This window comes from Micromonospora sp. WMMD1082, assembly GCF_029626175.1.
Classification (GTDB): Bacteria; Actinomycetota; Actinomycetes; order Mycobacteriales; family Micromonosporaceae; genus Micromonospora.
The window spans coordinates 3,792,383-3,808,324 of the sequence record NZ_JARUBM010000002.1; the positions used below are offsets into that span (position 1 = coordinate 3,792,383).

Genomic DNA, 15,942 nt, shown 5'->3' on the forward strand with positions numbered 1-15,942 from the left:
CAACGCGGGACGGTCGTCTGGTCATGCCGCCAGCAGGAAGGCTTGGCCCCGCTTCGACAAGCACGGCCAGTGTGGCGGCACCTGTCTCGCTGTAACCTGTCACTGATGGTCACCACTTGGACCGGGTTTCCGGGGGGTAAACGGGGGCATGAACCCGGTGCCGGTGCCCGGTGTCCCTGCATCGTGCGGGATCTGGGTGCTGGCGCGGGTTGACGTCCCGCCCAGGTAGTCCTGGCTGGACGCCGACCGGCGGGCGGGACCATCCGACGACCGCCGCGCGAGCAGCACGACGAGTGCCGCAGTGAGCAGGGCGAGCGTCCCGGCGATGAGATAGGCCACCACCTGGCCCCACGCGTTCGCGTCCGGCGAACCGGCTGCCAGCCCGGCACCGATCGAGACCCCGGCCAACAGCACGGCGATGCCTACCGCGGTACCGATCTGCGCGGCGGCGTTCAAGATACCGCCGAACAGACCGGCGTTCTCAGCGACCGTGGTGCTGGTGCCGTGCGCGGTCGAGGCGACCGATGCCACACCCAGACCGAGCCCGGAGCCAACCAGGCCGACCATGAACAGCGCCAGCGCCCGCCGATCGACTGCGATCGCGCTCACCGGCATGGCGCTGGCGACAACCACCAGACCGCCCACCATCGCCGATACCCGCCCCACTCGGCGGACCACGCGGGACGCGACAGTCGAGCCGGCCGCGACCGCCGCGCTAAAGAGCAGGAACACCGCACCACTCACCCCGGCGGACAGGCCGAGCACCTGTTGCAGGAAGAGGGTGCCCACTACGTTGGCACCACTGGTGGTGAAGGTCAGCACCAACGCCACCAGGGCACCCAACGCCAGCGACGGCACCGTCCACACCCAGGGCGGCACCAGCGGATCGGCCACCGACCGCTGCACCGCGAGAAAGACGGTCGCGCAGGCCGCCGACAGCAGCGATGGTAACCAGGCGGTCCAGTCGCCGAAGCCGTACTCGCCGGCCCGGGTGAACCCGAGGATCAACAGCAGCGCAGCGCCGGTGACGAGGATCGCGCCGAGAACATCCGGGCGGGCAGGCGTGCCCTTTCCCGCATCGATCGCACGGCGCGCCAGGATCACCACCGCGACACCGACCGGCACCAGCGCGGCGAACAGCCACCGCCATCCCACGACCTGGGTGACCAACCCACCGAGAACGAATCCACCGGCACCACCCAACGCTCCACACAGCGTCCATACGCCGAGCGCGCGGGTACGGCGCGGCCCGGACGGGAAGGCGGCCAGCAACACCGCCAGCGCCGCCGGCACCGCTACCGCCGCGCCGATTCCCTGCACTGCCCGGCCTACCAGCAGCGTCACACCGTGCTGCGCGAGCGCGCACACCACCGACGCCGCGGTCACCACCAGCGTGCCAGCCAGGAACACCCGCCGCCGCCCGAACGTGTCGACCACCCGTCCGCCGGCGACGAGCAGACCGCCGAAGAACAACGGGTACGCTCCGGCGATCCAGGACAGCGTCGCCGGATCCACCCCAAGGTCACGCTGCACGGTCGGCAGTGCCACCACCAGCACTGTGACGCCGAGCACGTCCACGAACTGCACACTGCACACCAGTGCGAGTACCAGGCCGGCCCGGTTGCCACCAGCGATGTTCACCTGCCCGTCCCGTTACCTTTTTGATCGTCCCCAGCCGGGGACTGCTCGGTCGCCCGGCTCGGTATGACTTACTGCCCCTGTCGTACGGATGATCCGGGGGGTGTTGTCGCCGGGCCGGGTGGCGTCGACGGACCGCTGATAGGGACACGGCCGCCCGCTCGGTTGGGGTAGGTCTCTTCGTAACGTGGCTGCCGGCAGTCGACGCCAGACTGGCGACCGAGACGGGAACGCGACGTCGCGGGGAGGCGATGCGATGCACGGCGACTACCAGGTGTTTCTCGGTCTTGATGTCGGCAAGGACGGCCACCACGCCGTCGCCCTCAGCCGGGACGGCAAGCGGCTGCACGACGCGGCGCTGGTCAACACGGAGGGCAAGCTGCGGCAGGTCTTCGACAAGCTGGCCAAGCACGGCCCGGTCCTGGTCGTGGTTGACCAGCCGGCCTCGATCGGAGCGCTGCCTGTCGCGGTCGCTCGTGCCTGCGGCCAGCAGGTCGCCTACCTGCCCGGGCTCGCGATGCGCCGGATCGCCGACCTGCACCCCGGCAGCGCGAAGACCGACGCCCGCGACGCCTACGTGATCGCTGATGCGGCCCGCACCATGCCGCACACGCTGCGCCGCGTCGACGTCGGCGACGAAGCCCTCGCCGAGCTGGAGGTACTGGTTGGCTTCGACGACGACCTGGCCGGTGAGGCCACCCGGCTGACCAACCGCATCCGCGGGCTGCTCACCCAGATTCATCCAGCTCTGGAGCGAGCTTTGGGCCAGAACATTCAGCACAAGGCCGTCTTGGAGCTGCTGTCGCGCTGCGGCGGCCCGGCCGGGCTGCGCAAGGCCGGACGCCGCAAACTGATGTCGATCGCGACCAAGAACGCGCCGCGCATGGGCGAACGCCTGGTCGAACGGATCACGACCGCGTTGGATGAGCAGACCGTCATCGTCCCGGGCACCGCCGCGGCCGAGACGATCCTGCCGAGGCTGGCCGACAGCCTGCGCGACGTGTTGCAACAGCGTGACCAGGTCGCCGCCGAAGTCGACAGGATGCTTGATGCGCACCCTCTTGCCGCGGTCCTGACCTCGATGCCCGGCATCGGCGTCAGGACCGCCGCAAGAATCCTGCTCGAAGTAGGCGACGGCACCTCGTTCGCCACCCCCGGACATTTGGCCGCCTACGCCGGCCTGGCACCGGTCACCCGACGCTCCGGCAGCAGCATCCGCGGCGAACACCCCGCCCGCAACGGCAACAAACAGCTCAAACGCGCATTCTTCCTCGCCGCGTTCGCTGCCCTGGCCGACCCAGCCAGCCGTGCCTACTACGACCGCAAGAGAGCCCAAGGCAAACGCCACAACGCCGCCCTGATCTGCCTGGCCCGCCGCCGCATCGACGTCCTGTTCGCCATGCTCCGCGACAAGGTCCCTTACCAGCCGAGGCCAATCGTCGCGGTCACAACCGGCTGACCACACCAGGCACAATCCTCCGAATGAGCCGACCCCTGCTGCTGCTCGACGTCGACGGTGTCCTTAACCCCTACGGAACCACTCAGCCGCCGGCCGGCTACACCGAGCACCACCTGTTCCCTGAGGACGAGGAACCCGTTCGTGTCAACCCCACACACGGCGCCTGGATCACCGAAGCGAGCACCGTCCTGGACATCGCATGGGCCACAAGCTGGAACGACGAAGCCAACCAGCTTCTCGCTCCGCTTCTGCACATCACGGCCCTACCCGTGATCACCATGCCAGCCCCACCCTTCCACCCCAGCAACAAGATCCCACTCATTGCCACCTACGCCCTGCAACGGCCCGCGGCATGGATCGATGACCTCCACACACCCGAAGCTCACAGCTGGGCCGCCACACGCACCAGCCCCACCCTGTTGATCACCACCGACCCGACGATCGGCCTCACCCGCGACGCCATCGACCACGTCATCGCCTGGGCCAAGACCCTCGACGCCCCATTGACAAACCCATAGGGACACCCCCCCCGGTCAGCGGCGGTGGTCAGCCCGCCGGTACGGCAACCCGTTGAGGAGCACGTGGGTGACCTCACCGGTCTGGTCGTCCCGGACGGCACCGACACTGACCCGATCGCTACCGGCGTGTGGCCGCCAGGGCGGGGCCATCCGGGCGGCCGGGGTCGCCTCGGCCGCCCACACGTCGACGGCGACGGGACGCGTCGATACCGTACGGTCATCGGTGATGATGTCCAGGTTCACGCTGTGCGAAACCAGCCGCAGGGCGCTGCCGCTGGCCGGCCGTTCGTAGCGCCCCGACGGCGGCGGGCCGACCGCGACGCTCCGCGCGGGGCGGGTCCAGTTCGGCGTGGCACCGCCCAGCGCCATGAACAGGTCATTGATCACCTGGTAGCGGGCCTCGCGCAGTTCCTCGCCGCGGTTGTCGGCCCAGACCAGGCCGAGCCCGCTGGCCGGGCAGCAGAGCAGCTTGGTCCACATGCCCTCGTAGAAGCCCTCGTGCCCGAAACGGATACCGTCACCGGCGCGCGGACCCAGGTAGAGCCCGAGACCGTAGTGCAGATCGACATCGAGGCGGACGTCGGCCTGCGGTTGGCGAAGTTCGCGCAGGCCCCGGTCGGCCGGGTCGGCGGCGAGGTGGGCGGCGCCGACCCGGGCCAGGTCGAGCACCGTGGACCAGCACTGCGAGGAGGGGGCGTGTTTGGCCGCGACGCGAGGCTCATGGATGACCCGCACGGTTCCCGCGTCGAGACGGTGGTGTTGCAGGAGTGGATAGGTCATCGCAACGGACGGGTCGTGCCAGGTGCGGGTCATCCCGAGCGGTTCGGCGATCCGCTCGGTGAAGAGCCGGTCGAAGGTCGTACCGGCGCGGCGTTCGAGCAGGTGTCCCGCAACCGTGAAGCCTAGGTTGCTGTAGGAGTAGACCTGTCCAGGACGACCGACCAGCGGGGTGCGGGGCGGTTCTACCTGAGCGGCAACGGCCACGGCGTCGCGATCCCGGCTGCACCCTTCGTGCAGCACCATGTCGGGAATGAAGCCGGCACGGTGGCTGAGCAGGTGCCGCAGGGTCACCGCCGGGGCCTGGTGCGCACGGCGGAGCCGGAATTCGGGCAGGGTGGCCGCGACCGGCTCGTCCCAGCCCAATTCGCCGCTGTCGACGAGGGCGGCGGCCAGCGTAGCGGTGAGCGTCTTGGCGGTGGAATAGATCCGGAACAACGTGTCGGGACGCAGCGCCGCGTCGGGTTCCTCGATCGACCGAAGGCCGGTCGCGGCGGCGACGAGCGGCCCGTTCCGGTCGAACAGCACGGCGGTCACCCCGGGAACATCGTTCTTGATCTGGAACTCACGCAGCGCCTCGGTCAGCTCTGGTTGCTCGATCATGATGCCACCACCCGAGCCGCGGGCAGTGCGCCGCGGGCCTGACGCACGGCGACACGGAACCCGTCGATGAGGTGATCGATCTGTCGATCGGTCATCGCCGGGTAAATGGGCAGGTTCACCAGCTCGTCGAACCAGATCCGCTCGGCCGTCGGTGCCTGCCCGTACGCGCCACCCCGGCGACGCCACTCCGGTAGCAGGTGCAGTGGGAAGTACCGGAGGATCATCTCTACACCGTGCTCATGGTGCAGCCGACGCACCACCTCGTCGCGCAGGTCGGGGGTGGCATCGCTGATCCGCAGCGTGTAGAGGTGGTAGGAGTGCACCGTCCCGGGCAGGTCCCGGTGCGGGACGACGCCAGGCAGATCGGCGAAGCCGGCATGCAGGCGAGCGGCGATGTCCCGACGTCGGGCCACCATCGCCGGCAGCTTCGCCAGCTGAGTACGTCCGACCGCCGCCGCCGGTTCGCTCATCGTCGCGTTCAGCCCGCCGTGCCGGATTGTGGTGCAGTCGTCGGTGTACGCGTTTCTGGCGTGTCGTTCCGGGTCCTCCGGTCCGGGTGGCTGTCGACCACCGAAGTCCGCAGGGATCGTCCGCGGTCGGAAGTCCGCGTCCGGCTCCATCGCGTGAATCCGGCGCAGCGTGCCGGCCCACCGGTCGTCGCGGCAGGTCACCATGCCGCCCTGTCCCATCGTGGACATGTTCTTCAGGCTGTGGAAACTCCAGCAGCCGAGGTCTCCGACGGTGCCGGCACCGCGCCCGTGGTATCGGCTGCCGAGCGCGTGCGCGCAGTCCTCCAGCAGCACCAGGTTGTGCTGACGGGCCACTGTGAGCAGGCCATCGAGGTCGGCGGGAAGGCCACCATAGTGCGTCACGTAGATCGCCCGGGTGCGGGGACCGACGACCCGGGCGACCGCCGCCGGGTCCAGGGCCAGCGTGTCCGGGTCGATGTCGGCGAAGCGTACGCCGACCGGCCGCGACAGCAGCGGCGCGACAGTCGCCTGGAAGGTCAGCGGGGAGGCGACGACCTCGTCGCCCGGCCGTAGACTGAGCAGATGGGTGGCCAGCTCCAGAGCCATGGTGCAGCTGGTCATCGAGACCGCGTGTCGGGCCCCGACATGTTGGGCGAACTCGTTCTCGAACGCGCCTCGTTCCTGACCGCCGGAGAGGTGTGCGTCGGAGCGGAGCAACCGGGCGACCGCAGCCACGTCGTCCTCGTCGAACACACTGCCCTGTCCGTGGTAGGGCACGACGAACCGATGGGTCATGTCTGAACCCTCCACTCAGGCGGCGGCCGGCGCCGGGGCCGGCATGTCACGTTGGAAGACGGTCGGCATAGCGGGCAGTTCCGGCCGGTCTCCGAGCAGGGCGGCCAGGGCGGTGACGCCCTCGGCCAACGGCACCCTGGGCCAGTGCCCGAGGGCTCGCAGGCGGCTGATGTCGGCGACGTGGCGGTAGCTGTCCTCGAGCACGCTGCGGTCGCATTCGATCCGGGCCGGGGTGCCGGTGACCTCACCGATGAGACGTGCCAGTTCCCGCATCGAGGTTTCGGTGCCGCTGCCGAGGTTGTAGCACTCGCCGCTCGTGCCACGTTCCGCGATCTGGATCAGTCCGGCCATCAGGTCGTCGATGTGCGAGAAGTCGCGGGTCTTGGCATCGGGGTCGCCCACCACTGGGATCGGCAGTCCGTTGAGGTGCCAGCGCAGGTACTGGGACACTTCGCCGCCGGCGCGGCGTGGGTCCTCACGCGGTCCGTAGATGGTGAACGCCCGAGCCACCACGGCAGGCAGCCCGTACGACTCCACCATGCTCATGGCGACGTGCTCGCCGCTGAGTTTGGAGGCCGCGTACGGCAGGAACGGGTTCAGCGGGTGCGTCTCGGCGATCGGGTGGGTCTGCGGGCGTCCGTAGACCATCGCGGAGGACAGGTAGACCACCCGCCGTACCTCGATGTCGAGCAGGCCCTCGAGGAGGTTGAAGGTGCCCTCCGCATTGGTCTCGAAGTCGAACCGGGGATGGTCGACGGAGATGGTGCCGCTGGCGTTGCCTGCGAGGTGGAACACCACGTCGGCGGGAGTCAGTGCGCCTCGCACCGAGGCCGGGTCGCGGAGGTCCACCACTCGGTAGCCGACCCCGGTGGGCAGCTTCTCGTCCGGCAGCGCGACGTCGAGGACGGTTACCTGGGCTCCCCGTGCGACGAGGTGGTCCACCAGGTGCGAGCCGACGAAGCCATGCCCGCCGGTGACCAGTGCCCGGGTGTCTGAGCCGATGCTGATGTGGTCGTTGTCCATCAGTTGCCTCCGCTTCGCGAGTCGACCGGTCCGCCCCGGTCTGGGTGAGGGTCATGAACCGGGGAATCGGCCATCGCGCGGGCTCTGCGGAGTGAGTCATCGGGCATGTTCGGTCCAATCGCTTCAGCTCGGCACCCTCCACCGAATAGCGGAGGGGTCATCCCACGAAAAGACACCGCACGGTCGACCTACAACCGATTGTCCACTTGCTGCCTCAAACCTCGATGACAACAACCGAGCAATGAGTTGTCGATCGATCGACGTAGCGCTCAGGGTCGAGGCGAAGAGGTGATGCTCTCGTGACCGATCTGCTGCGATCCAACCTTCTCGTACCGTGCGACCGCTTCCTGTCCCAGGTCGACGGCGCCCGCCTGGACTGCGTCTCGGACGCGGTGGCGGTGCTGCTCGCCCACCGGGCGGTACCGGACGTGCGGGCCGTGTTCGCCCGAGACTGGCGCTTCGAGCTGCGTGACATGCCGACCGGTCCGGCCCAGGTCGCTCTTCCTCCTGACGACCAAGACGAACGACTGGCCCGACGGACCGGCTGGCGACTCGACTGGAGGGCCACCGACCCGGGCACGGCGGTCGATCACTGGCGGGCCGCGCCGGCGGCGGACGCGCCGATCGTGGTGGTCGGCGACGCGTACCACCTGCCATGGCTCCCCTACTACCGGCGCGAGCACATGGAGCACGGCTTCGTGGTGGACGGGCTGGGAACGGACGGCACGGTCCACATCGTCGACCCGTACGAGAACCCGACCGAATGGGGGCGCGCCGTACCGACCGTCACCGGCGTCGATTTCGACACGCTGACGCCGGCACTGTCAGCCGGCCGGTGGGCGATGCTCACCGCCACCGGCACCGCCCCTGAGCCCGGCGATCCCCGGGGCCAGATCGCCGCGAACGTGGCGGCTGTGCGGGCCGCCGCCGACAGCAGAGCCTACGAGCGATTCGTCGCCGACCATGCCCCCGCCGGCCGGCTGGAGCTGGAGAACCTGACCCTCCAGACGTGGCTGATCGCCCGCAACCGCAGCCTGCACGCGCGCTGGCTCGCCGACCTGCCCGCCGGTGCTACGGACGCCGGCTTCGTCGCGCGTTTCGCCCGCATCGAGCGCGGTTGGCATCGCGCGATGGAGAGCGCCTACCTGGCGTTGCGCCGGGTCCGCAGCGGGCGCCGTGCCCCCGGTGCCGCGCTCGATGCGCTACGCGCCGCCACCACCGCCGAGGTCGAGCTCGCCCGCGCGCCGGGCAGCGGACAGGAGTGACCATGATGCTGATCAGTGACGCCGTGTGGGATACCGCCCACGCCCAGCCCGATGTGCCCGCCCTGGTCGACGAGACCGGTGCCGCCCTCAGCTACCGGGACCTGGCCCGAACCGCCACCGGACTGACCACTATGCTGCGTGAACTCACCAACCAGGGCGGCCGGGTCGCGGTGGTGACGCGGAAGGATCCGGCCACCGTGGTGGCGATGCTGGCGGTGTTGAACGCCGGCCGCTGTTATGTGCCGATCGATCCGGGCGCGCCCCGCGAGCGCCGCGACTTCATCCTCCAACAGGCCGCCTGCGAACTGCTCCTAGCCGACAGCGACACCGACCACACCGAGGGCGTCACCCTGCCGGTCCTCGACCTGCCGACCGTGCTGCATCGGGCCCGGTCCTCCGACGCGTCGACCGGCGAGCCGGTCCGGGTGTACCCCGGCGACGAGGCATACGTGCTGTACACCTCCGGGTCGACCGGCACACCGAAGGGCGTGGTCATCACGCACCGCAACGCCTCGGCGTTCGTCCGCTGGGCGGCTGCGGCGTATCCGCTGCGTCCCGGCGACCAGGTCGCGGTGCACGCGCCACTGCATTTCGACCTGCCCGTCTACGACATCTACGTTGGGCTCGCCGGCGGCGCGACGTTGCATCCGGTGCCGGAACGCACCGCCCTGTTCCCGCAGGCGTTGTACCGGTTCCTCCACGACCGTGCGATCACCCACCTGTACGCGGTGCCCTCCGCGCTGACCGCGCTGCTGCACCGCTCCGCCCTGCCTACCGAGGGGCTGCCGACGCTACGCCAACTCCTCTACGCCGGGGAGGAGTTCCGGGCTGAACCACTGGCCGCCCTGATGAACGCCGTGCCACAGGCCAGGATCAGCAACCTGTACGGTCCGATCGAGACGAATGTGGTCACCCACCTGTCCCTGACCGGGCCCGTGCCGGAGAGCACCCGCGTACCGCTGGGACGCCCGATCGACGGGGTGACCCTGGCGCTGCTCGACGACCACGGGCGGGCCTGCGAATACGGTCCGGCCGAGGGCGAGATCGTCATCGCCGGCGACTGCGTGACCCCGGGCTACCTGGCCCGACCGGACCTGACCGACCGGGCCAAGGTCGAGCTGACCACCGAGACCGGCCGGCGTCGCTTCTACCGCACCGGGGACTTCGCCCGGCGCGACGCATCCGGCGTTCTGCACCTGATCGGTCGCCGGGACGGCATGGTCAAGACCCGCGGCTACCGGGTCGAGCTCGGTGAGATCGAGGCGGCCGTCGCCGCCCAGCCCGGAGTCGCCGAGGTCGCGGTCGTCGCCGAGCCCGATCCAGAGCTGACCAACCGACTGCACGCCCTGGTCGTACCCGACCGGAACCAACTCGCCGACGAGGATCTCGTCGGACAGATCGTGACGGGTTGCCGGCAACGTCTGCCGCACTACATGGTGCCCGGGGCGGTTCATCTGGTGCCGGAACTGCCACACACCAGCACCGGCAAGATCGCCCGAGCCGAGTTGCTCGATCTGGTCGGCGCGACGGCGGGAGGCCGGCGGTGAGCGCCACCCGGGAACGCGTCGTGGCGACCGTCGCAGACGTGCTCGGCGTGCCGACCACCGAGGTGACCACGGCGGTGACGCTGTTCGACCTGCCGGGATTCGACTCGATCGCCGTGGTCACGGTACTCGAACGGCTGGAGTCTGATCTCGACATCGGTCATGCCTTTGAGGCCGTCGGAGCAGACCATGAACACGTCCTCGACACCCCGGTTGCGGAGTTCGGTGAGGTAGCCGGCCCACTGTTTGGCGCCTTCACCGCCGGTGCCGGCCCACATACCGAGCACGTCGCGTTCCCCGTCGAGGCTGATGCCGACCACGACGTAGACGGGCCGGTTCGCGACCTGCCCCTGGCGGATCTTCATCACCAGGGCGTCGATGAACACCACCGGATAGATCCGGTCCAGCGGCCGCTGCCGCCACGCCTCCATCTCGGCCAGGACACTGTCGGTGACCCGGCTGATCAACTCCCGGGACACATCGGCCTCATACACATCCGCCAGATGCGCCGAGATCTCCCCGGTCGTTAACCCTTTCGCATACAGCGACAGGATCGCCTCGTTGAACCCGTCCAACCGGCGAACATGCTTGGGCACGATCTGCGGGGTGAACGATCCGGCCCGATCCCGCGGCACCTGGATCCGCACCGGCCCGACATCGGTCTGCATCGTCTTGGTTCCGTGACCATTACGCACGTTGGCCCGCCGGCCGGTCGCCTCGTCGACACCGGCCTCGTCGAGATGCGCATCCAGCTCCGCATCCAACGCTGATTCGAGCACGGTACGAGTGATCCCCGCCAGGAGCCCACCCGGCCCCACCAGAGACACCCCGTCGGCCTTGGCCCGCTCCACCAACTGCTGAGCGAACTCCACCTCCGCCGCCGACGGCTCCGGAAGCTGAACAGCGTTCTTCTTGTCTGCCATGACGTGGTCCTTCCCGGACAGGATCAACGTCCTGTCCAACGGACCACACCCAGGTCAAACACGGAAATATACGCAGTCCCCGCTACCCTGACCGGACAGACCTGGACGAGGTTGGGACCTAGGTGAGCCAGATCAACCCGCACATCCATGTGGAGCAGAACGTGGTCCGGGCCGGCGCTGACGTCCGTAACGCGATGACCTTGCTGTTCGGCGCGACCGACGCGCCGGGCGTCGTCATCACCGGCTGCGGGCTTGAGGTCGCCTATGCGATGACGTCTGCCCGTCCGGATAGCGTCACCTGTTTGCCCTGCCTGGAACACGCATGCCGCGAACACCGCCGGTTCGCGGATCAGGTTGAGCGGATGAGCCGGATGCCCGGGGTGAACATCAACATCACCGATGACCAGGCGGCAGAAGCCGCGAAACGGCACCGGGACCTCGCAAGGAAGTTTTCCGACCGGATGCGATGACCGCGGAGGCTGACCTCGTCCTCCGGACCCGCCCACATCCGCAGCGGACGACAACGACGCTGGCACCCACCACGTCACCCCGGCCAGCTGACCCCAACACCGTGAACGTTCGTGGTCACAGCACCTGGACAACCAGACCAGCACGATCTTCGGTTGTCCTCACAAACCATCGATGATCAACGCGGTGGCCGTCTTCATGTCCACGCCACGCCCAACGTCGAAGCCAAGTGACGTTGGAGTATTAACGCAGATTTGCACTCAGCGCAGGTCCTGCGAGGAGCCAGGGAACCCTGGTCGACGGTAGACCCTGTACTGATGCGTGGCCATCGCGTTCGACTCGCCCGGGTGCTCTGGACCCGCATCGACAATGCCCAATTGGAAGAGCATCGTAGAGCACTTCGAGGACGCGGTGGAGGCGGCCAGGATCGGCGTTGACCACGGGCGAGATTGGGTGGTCTTCCGGGCAGCCGACTATTGGCTCTGGGGCCTCCGCGCAGGTCTCACCGAGGATCCCCAAACGGTGCCGCCGTCTGATGCAGACCTTCAGCAATTGATACCGGCACGTATCAGGAGACTTGAGCGATGAACGGAACTGGGGATGCACTCAACTCGGCATGTCCGAACGTGGTCGCGCCTGGCTCGACGGCTACTGGTGGTGACGGACGTACCAGCGCCGCCGCGCGCTGCCTGCGGCAATGAGGGCGCCTGGTTTGTTATTTGTCGCAGCGGTTGGGCTGAGTGTCTGAGTCCTGTTAGTAGTTCGACCTGATGACGTGCCCCGATCGCGGAGCGAACGTCGCCGCAGGCGATGTCCGCCCCTCGTGCGGCGGTACTCGAGGTAGCGCGGTGGTGCGGCCAGCACCACCTGGTGGTGACAGCAACGTGTACCATCCATTGATGGGCGTAGTGGTGAACGACCAATGAAGCTCGCAAACGTGATACCTCTACGCGACGGCGAATCCGAGGTTGGCAGCAGCCGCAGCATCTCGTTCTCGCCGCGGGACGTGCGGATGTGGGGGCACCTGAGCCTGTCGTGGAGCGACATGACCGGTCTGGAGACCGCCACCACGGACAACGGCGAAATGCCGCCATCACTGGCGTTCCATCGTGGCCCGGTCGTCACCCGGTTCCTGCTCCCTGGGCGCACGCTGCAGCAGGTCCGTGACGATCTGCGGTCGTGGGTGATGAGCAAGATGAAGGAGAAGGAGGTCATCCATCTGGAGTGGAACCTCGAGGTGGGTGAGTCGGGCGCCACGATCTACGAGCGGCGGATCCGGCAGCGGAAGGTCACGAAGGATTGGGCCCTCGGCTGGGTCGAGACCGCGGAGAAGCAGCGCCAGGAGGGCAACACGGCCGCGGCCCTGTCGATCCTCGAAGCCGCTGTCAAGGTCAGCACCGCGACGTTCGGCCCGACGGCTGCGGCCACCGTCGCAGCCCGCAACAACTGGGCGTACACGTTGGCAGTGACCGGCAGCCGGAGCGCGGCGATCCCGATCTACTGGGCCCTGCTCGATGACGTGACCGAGGCGCAAATCCGCGTAAAGTATGCGGATAACGACGACGGCAAAGCCCTGGGAATGGCCCGGAGAAACGCCCTCCGCAACCTGGCGATGCTGCACAACCCCCGCTGGCGCCCTTAACAGCACCAGCCTCAATCCGTCGGCAGCTCGACCTGTCGAGGAGTTATTAAAGGTGGCTGCGGCCTCCTTTTCTTCTGTTACAGGGAGCAGGCGGAGGCGACTGGATTGCACACCATTGTGACGTTACATCTTCCCCGTGTATCGACCATGAACCCGGCTGCCTCATGAAGCCCGGGCTAGGTCGATTCCCATTTCGGCATTGCAAGTTTAACGTTGCGGCCGGCCGCAAGCAGCCAATAATTTGTTTGGATGTAGCGTTTCGGCGCAGTTCATATGCGAGCAGGCTATCCCGATTTGACGCCGTTGGGCGGAAGAGGGATCGGGCCGATCCAAAACGGCTGACGTCAGAGGCCCCGCCCAGGCGCTCCTGGAATCGTCGGTCGATCGACGTCCCACTGGTGCTCCCGGCGGCGGGCATGACGTGGAGATCAGGTGCGCTGTATGCAGCCGGCGAGGTGAGATGGAACACCGGATCGACAGACTCAAGCACCGTCTGGTACATCGAACTCAAGTAGCGGATCCACGTACGTGCGCCAGGGCAGGCGCTGGGCCCGGAGTAGTCCGCGAACGTCCGTTTGATCGGACCTTGTCGTGGGTGCCCGGATGAGGAGCGAGCACGACACCTGTGGATCGTGGAGTTGTCTACGCTTCAAGATCCGCAAACGGGTGTCGTGCTCGCTGTGTCAGCAGCACTCATATTGCCGGCGGGTCGCACCGCGGCCTTCCCGGACCATCCGTGATACGGGCGTGAGATGTCACGGCAGTCGGTGTGGGTCGATACGGGTCGCGCCCGTGGATAGTCGCCGCCAGGGCCGGCGAGGGCCCGAACCGCGTTCCCCAGTCCGGGCCCTACGTCCGTGCCGCTCAGTGCGCCGACAGCGTTCCGCTGATCTCGTTCGGAATCGCGGGCAGTTCCACCGAGCCGACGACCTTGCCGGTGGCGAGGTCGAGTCGGTGCACCTGCTTGGTGGGCGGGCTCGGTGATGTACGCGGCGTCGTCGCGGACGAACAGGGCCGACGCGGCTCCTGCCAGTTCATCGGCTCCTTCCAAGCAGCGACCACGGGCCACGCGTTGGTGATCTCGCCGGCGGTGGGGTCGACGACGTGCAGCTTGCCGTCGGTGCCGAGGATCAGGCCCTCACCCTGCGGACCGCGGCCCAGCGAGCGGAAGCTGTAACTGACGCCCTCGGGCATCGGCACCACTTTCAGCGAGTTGGCGGCGGTGTCGATGAGCGCGAACTGCTCGGGGAACTCCCGCTCGGCGTTCGGGTCGATCTTGTAATCGCCGAGCAGGACGGGCGAGGCGTCGCTGCCGACCTGCGTGGCGACGGCGCCGTACGCCCGGTCGCTCTTCACCTTGACGAAGGCGCGGAAGACGACCGCGCTGGCGATGTACGGCGGAACGTCGATCGGTGTGGACACCTCCGACGACCTGCTCGGTCACCTGCTCTCCCAGGTCTTCGGCTACCCGTGGCCGAGCAAGGGCGGTGGTTTCGACACCGCGCAGGCGTACAGCGTGGAGGAGATCCTCACCCGGGATCCCGACATCGTGTCCATCCAGTCGTTCACCTTCGGTCCGGACACCAAGACGGTCTCGGCGCAGTACGCCGAGAACCCGGTGTGGAAGCGGATCACCGCGGTCCGCGAGGGCCGCGCCCACGAGGTGCCCGCGGAGCTGTGGGCGTCGGGCCGTGCACCCGGGCGTTGGGCCTGATCCTCGACGAGGCGGTCGCCAAGGCCACGGCGTGACCGCACCGGCATCGGCCACCGAGGGCCCGGCCGGGGTGGCACTAGGCCGTGTTCGTAGGGTGTCGTGGTTGGGGCGTGGCGATGGTCGCTAATTGAAGAGGTCTCCGGTAGTTGGTTCAGCGACCAAGCTTGAACGTCACACCGGAGACCTCGTGCCGAGCGTAGCGGCAGTGAGGCGGCATGACCTGACCGATGTGCAGTGGGCGGTGCTGGAGCCGTTGCTGCCTGCAGGGAACGGGTCATGCTCGACCGCGTAGATGGACCATGAGGCTGATCATCGACGGCATCCGGTGGCGGGTCCGGACCGGATCGCCGTGGCGCGACGTGCCCGCGCAGTACCCGCCGTGGCAGACCTTGTATCGATGGTTCCGGCGCTGGCAGCGTGACGGCGTCTGGGCGCAGATTCTCAGCTCGTTGCAGGCTCGGGCGCACGCGGCGGGGTTGATCGGTTGGACGGTGAGCGTGGACTCGACCATCAGCCGCGCCCATCAACACGCGGCGGGAGCCCGCCGTGACGGCGACGCGCAGAAGGAGTCGCCTGGTGGTGTGCATTCCGAACCGGCAGACCATGGGCTCGGCCGATCGAGGGGCTGCTGGACCACCAAGACCCATCTGGCCTGCGAGCAAGGCCGCAAACTGATGGCCCTGGTGGTGACCGCCGGACAGCGCGGCGACAGCCCCCAGTTCATCCCCGTGCTGGCCAAGATCCGCGTTACCCGAACCGGTGGCGGCCGTCCCCGGACCCGCCCCGACACCGTACTGGCCGACAAGGCGTACACGTCCAAGGCCAACCGCGCCCACCTGCGATCCGTGGTATCCGCGCCTGCATCCCGAGCAAGACTGACCAGGACGCACACCGCAAGGCCAAAGGATCCAAAAGCGGACGTCCACCCGCCTTCGACCCTCACGTCTACCGCCTGCGCCACGCCGTGGAGTGCGGTATCAACCAGCTCAAACAACACCGCGCCATGGCCACCAGATACGACAAACTCGCCGTCCGCTACGAAGCCACCCTCACCATCGCCGCCATCAACCAATGGCTCCGCGCCCTACGAACACGGCCTAACG

At 68.2% G+C, this 15,942-nt stretch carries 13 protein-coding genes and 1 pseudogene; 8 read left to right on the forward strand and 6 right to left on the reverse strand.

Translation table 11 applies throughout. The annotated features are described in order from the left end of the window. Window positions 1-99: 99 nt before the first annotated feature. Window positions 100-1,641, reverse strand: coding sequence for an MFS transporter (locus tag O7615_RS17565; RefSeq protein WP_278178761.1), 1,542 nt, complete (start codon window positions 1,639-1,641; stop codon window positions 100-102). A 253-nt stretch (window positions 1,642-1,894) separates the two neighbouring features. On the opposite strand from O7615_RS17565, the gene O7615_RS17570 reads away from it, so the two are divergent. Both O7615_RS17570 and O7615_RS17575 read left to right on the forward strand, forming a co-directional pair. Further along, window positions 1,895-3,097, forward strand: coding sequence for an IS110 family transposase (locus O7615_RS17570; protein WP_278178756.1), 1,203 nt, complete (start codon window positions 1,895-1,897; stop codon window positions 3,095-3,097). Window positions 3,098-3,120: 23 nt separating this feature from the next. Continuing rightward, complete coding sequence (locus tag O7615_RS17575; RefSeq protein ID WP_278178754.1) at window positions 3,121-3,615, forward strand: HAD domain-containing protein; 495 nt, start codon at window positions 3,121-3,123, stop codon at window positions 3,613-3,615. A gap of 15 nt (window positions 3,616-3,630) precedes the next feature. Here O7615_RS17575 and O7615_RS17580 read toward each other — a convergent pair whose 3' ends face one another. The 3 genes from O7615_RS17580 to O7615_RS17590 are packed head-to-tail and all read right to left on the reverse strand — an operon-like array spanning window position 3,631 to window position 7,283. Then, window positions 3,631-4,995, reverse strand: a complete 1,365-nt coding sequence (locus O7615_RS17580; protein ID WP_278178762.1) for a serine hydrolase domain-containing protein — start codon at window positions 4,993-4,995, stop codon at window positions 3,631-3,633. Then, the gene (locus O7615_RS17585; protein WP_278178763.1) at window positions 4,992-6,260 is read right to left on the reverse strand and encodes a DegT/DnrJ/EryC1/StrS family aminotransferase; all 1,269 of its coding nucleotides are present in this window, start codon (window positions 6,258-6,260) and stop codon (window positions 4,992-4,994) included. Before O7615_RS17585 ends, O7615_RS17580 begins: the two co-directional genes overlap by 4 nt. A gap of 15 nt (window positions 6,261-6,275) precedes the next feature. Beyond that, on the reverse strand, window positions 6,276-7,283 hold the full coding sequence (locus O7615_RS17590; protein ID WP_278178764.1) for an NAD-dependent epimerase/dehydratase family protein: 1,008 nt from the start codon (window positions 7,281-7,283) through the stop codon (window positions 6,276-6,278). A 299-nt stretch (window positions 7,284-7,582) separates the two neighbouring features. Here O7615_RS17590 and O7615_RS17595 point away from each other — a divergent pair, with 299 nt between their 5' ends. Together O7615_RS17595 and O7615_RS17600 are read left to right on the forward strand one after the other, a co-directional pair. After that, window positions 7,583-8,548 carry a BtrH N-terminal domain-containing protein gene (locus tag O7615_RS17595; protein ID WP_278178766.1) on the forward strand — a complete coding sequence of 322 codons (966 nt, stop codon included), beginning with the start codon at window positions 7,583-7,585 and terminating at the stop codon, window positions 8,546-8,548. 2 nt (window positions 8,549-8,550) lie between these two features. Continuing rightward, on the forward strand, window positions 8,551-10,095 hold the full coding sequence (locus tag O7615_RS17600) for an amino acid adenylation domain-containing protein (RefSeq protein ID WP_278178767.1): 1,545 nt from the start codon (window positions 8,551-8,553) through the stop codon (window positions 10,093-10,095). Here the strand turns inward: O7615_RS17600 and O7615_RS17605 are convergent. Beyond that, on the reverse strand, window positions 9,999-11,015 hold the full coding sequence (locus tag O7615_RS17605) for an IS256 family transposase (RefSeq protein ID WP_278178768.1): 1,017 nt from the start codon (window positions 11,013-11,015) through the stop codon (window positions 9,999-10,001). The genes O7615_RS17600 and O7615_RS17605 overlap by 97 nt on opposite strands. Before the next feature lie 122 nt (window positions 11,016-11,137). Between O7615_RS17605 and O7615_RS17610 the strand changes: the two genes are divergently transcribed. Both O7615_RS17610 and O7615_RS17615 read left to right on the forward strand, forming a co-directional pair. Continuing rightward, window positions 11,138-11,485 carry a hypothetical protein gene (locus O7615_RS17610; protein WP_278178769.1) on the forward strand — a complete coding sequence of 116 codons (348 nt, stop codon included), beginning with the start codon at window positions 11,138-11,140 and terminating at the stop codon, window positions 11,483-11,485. Window positions 11,486-12,405: 920 nt separating this feature from the next. Next, a complete protein-coding gene (locus O7615_RS17615) occupies window positions 12,406-13,125 on the forward strand; it encodes a tetratricopeptide repeat protein (protein ID WP_278178770.1) in 720 nt (239 codons plus the stop codon). Between the two features lie 864 nt (window positions 13,126-13,989). Here the strand turns inward: O7615_RS17615 and O7615_RS17620 are convergent. Beyond that, window positions 13,990-14,547 carry a hypothetical protein gene (locus tag O7615_RS17620; RefSeq protein ID WP_278178771.1) on the reverse strand — a complete coding sequence of 186 codons (558 nt, stop codon included), beginning with the start codon at window positions 14,545-14,547 and terminating at the stop codon, window positions 13,990-13,992. Here O7615_RS17620 and O7615_RS17625 point away from each other — a divergent pair. Both O7615_RS17625 and O7615_RS17630 read left to right on the forward strand, forming a co-directional pair. After that, a complete protein-coding gene (locus O7615_RS17625) occupies window positions 14,540-14,839 on the forward strand; it encodes an ABC transporter substrate-binding protein (RefSeq protein ID WP_278178772.1) in 300 nt (99 codons plus the stop codon). The two genes, O7615_RS17620 and O7615_RS17625, sit on opposite strands and share 8 nt — an antisense overlap. A gap of 205 nt (window positions 14,840-15,044) precedes the next feature. Further along, a pseudogene (locus O7615_RS17630) lies at window positions 15,045-15,917 on the forward strand (IS5 family transposase); the annotation flags it as partial. Between the last annotated feature and the right edge of the window lie 25 nt (window positions 15,918-15,942).

Excerpts from the sequence above, each read along its gene's own strand:
- O7615_RS17570 (WP_278178756.1), top strand. The coding sequence starts at position 1,895 with ATGCACGGCGACTACCAGGTGTTTCTCGGTCTTGATGTCGGCAAGGAC.
- O7615_RS17575 (WP_278178754.1), top strand. The coding sequence starts at position 3,121 with ATGAGCCGACCCCTGCTGCTGCTCGACGTCGACGGTGTCCTTAACCCC.
- O7615_RS17580 (WP_278178762.1), bottom strand. The coding sequence starts at position 4,995 with ATGATCGAGCAACCAGAGCTGACCGAGGCGCTGCGTGAGTTCCAGATC.
- O7615_RS17585 (WP_278178763.1), bottom strand. The coding sequence starts at position 6,260 with ATGACCCATCGGTTCGTCGTGCCCTACCACGGACAGGGCAGTGTGTTC.
- O7615_RS17590 (WP_278178764.1), bottom strand. The coding sequence starts at position 7,283 with ATGGACAACGACCACATCAGCATCGGCTCAGACACCCGGGCACTGGTC.
- O7615_RS17600 (WP_278178767.1), top strand. The coding sequence starts at position 8,551 with ATGATGCTGATCAGTGACGCCGTGTGGGATACCGCCCACGCCCAGCCC.
- O7615_RS17605 (WP_278178768.1), bottom strand. The coding sequence starts at position 11,015 with ATGGCAGACAAGAAGAACGCTGTTCAGCTTCCGGAGCCGTCGGCGGCG.
- O7615_RS17615 (WP_278178770.1), top strand. The coding sequence starts at position 12,406 with ATGAAGCTCGCAAACGTGATACCTCTACGCGACGGCGAATCCGAGGTT.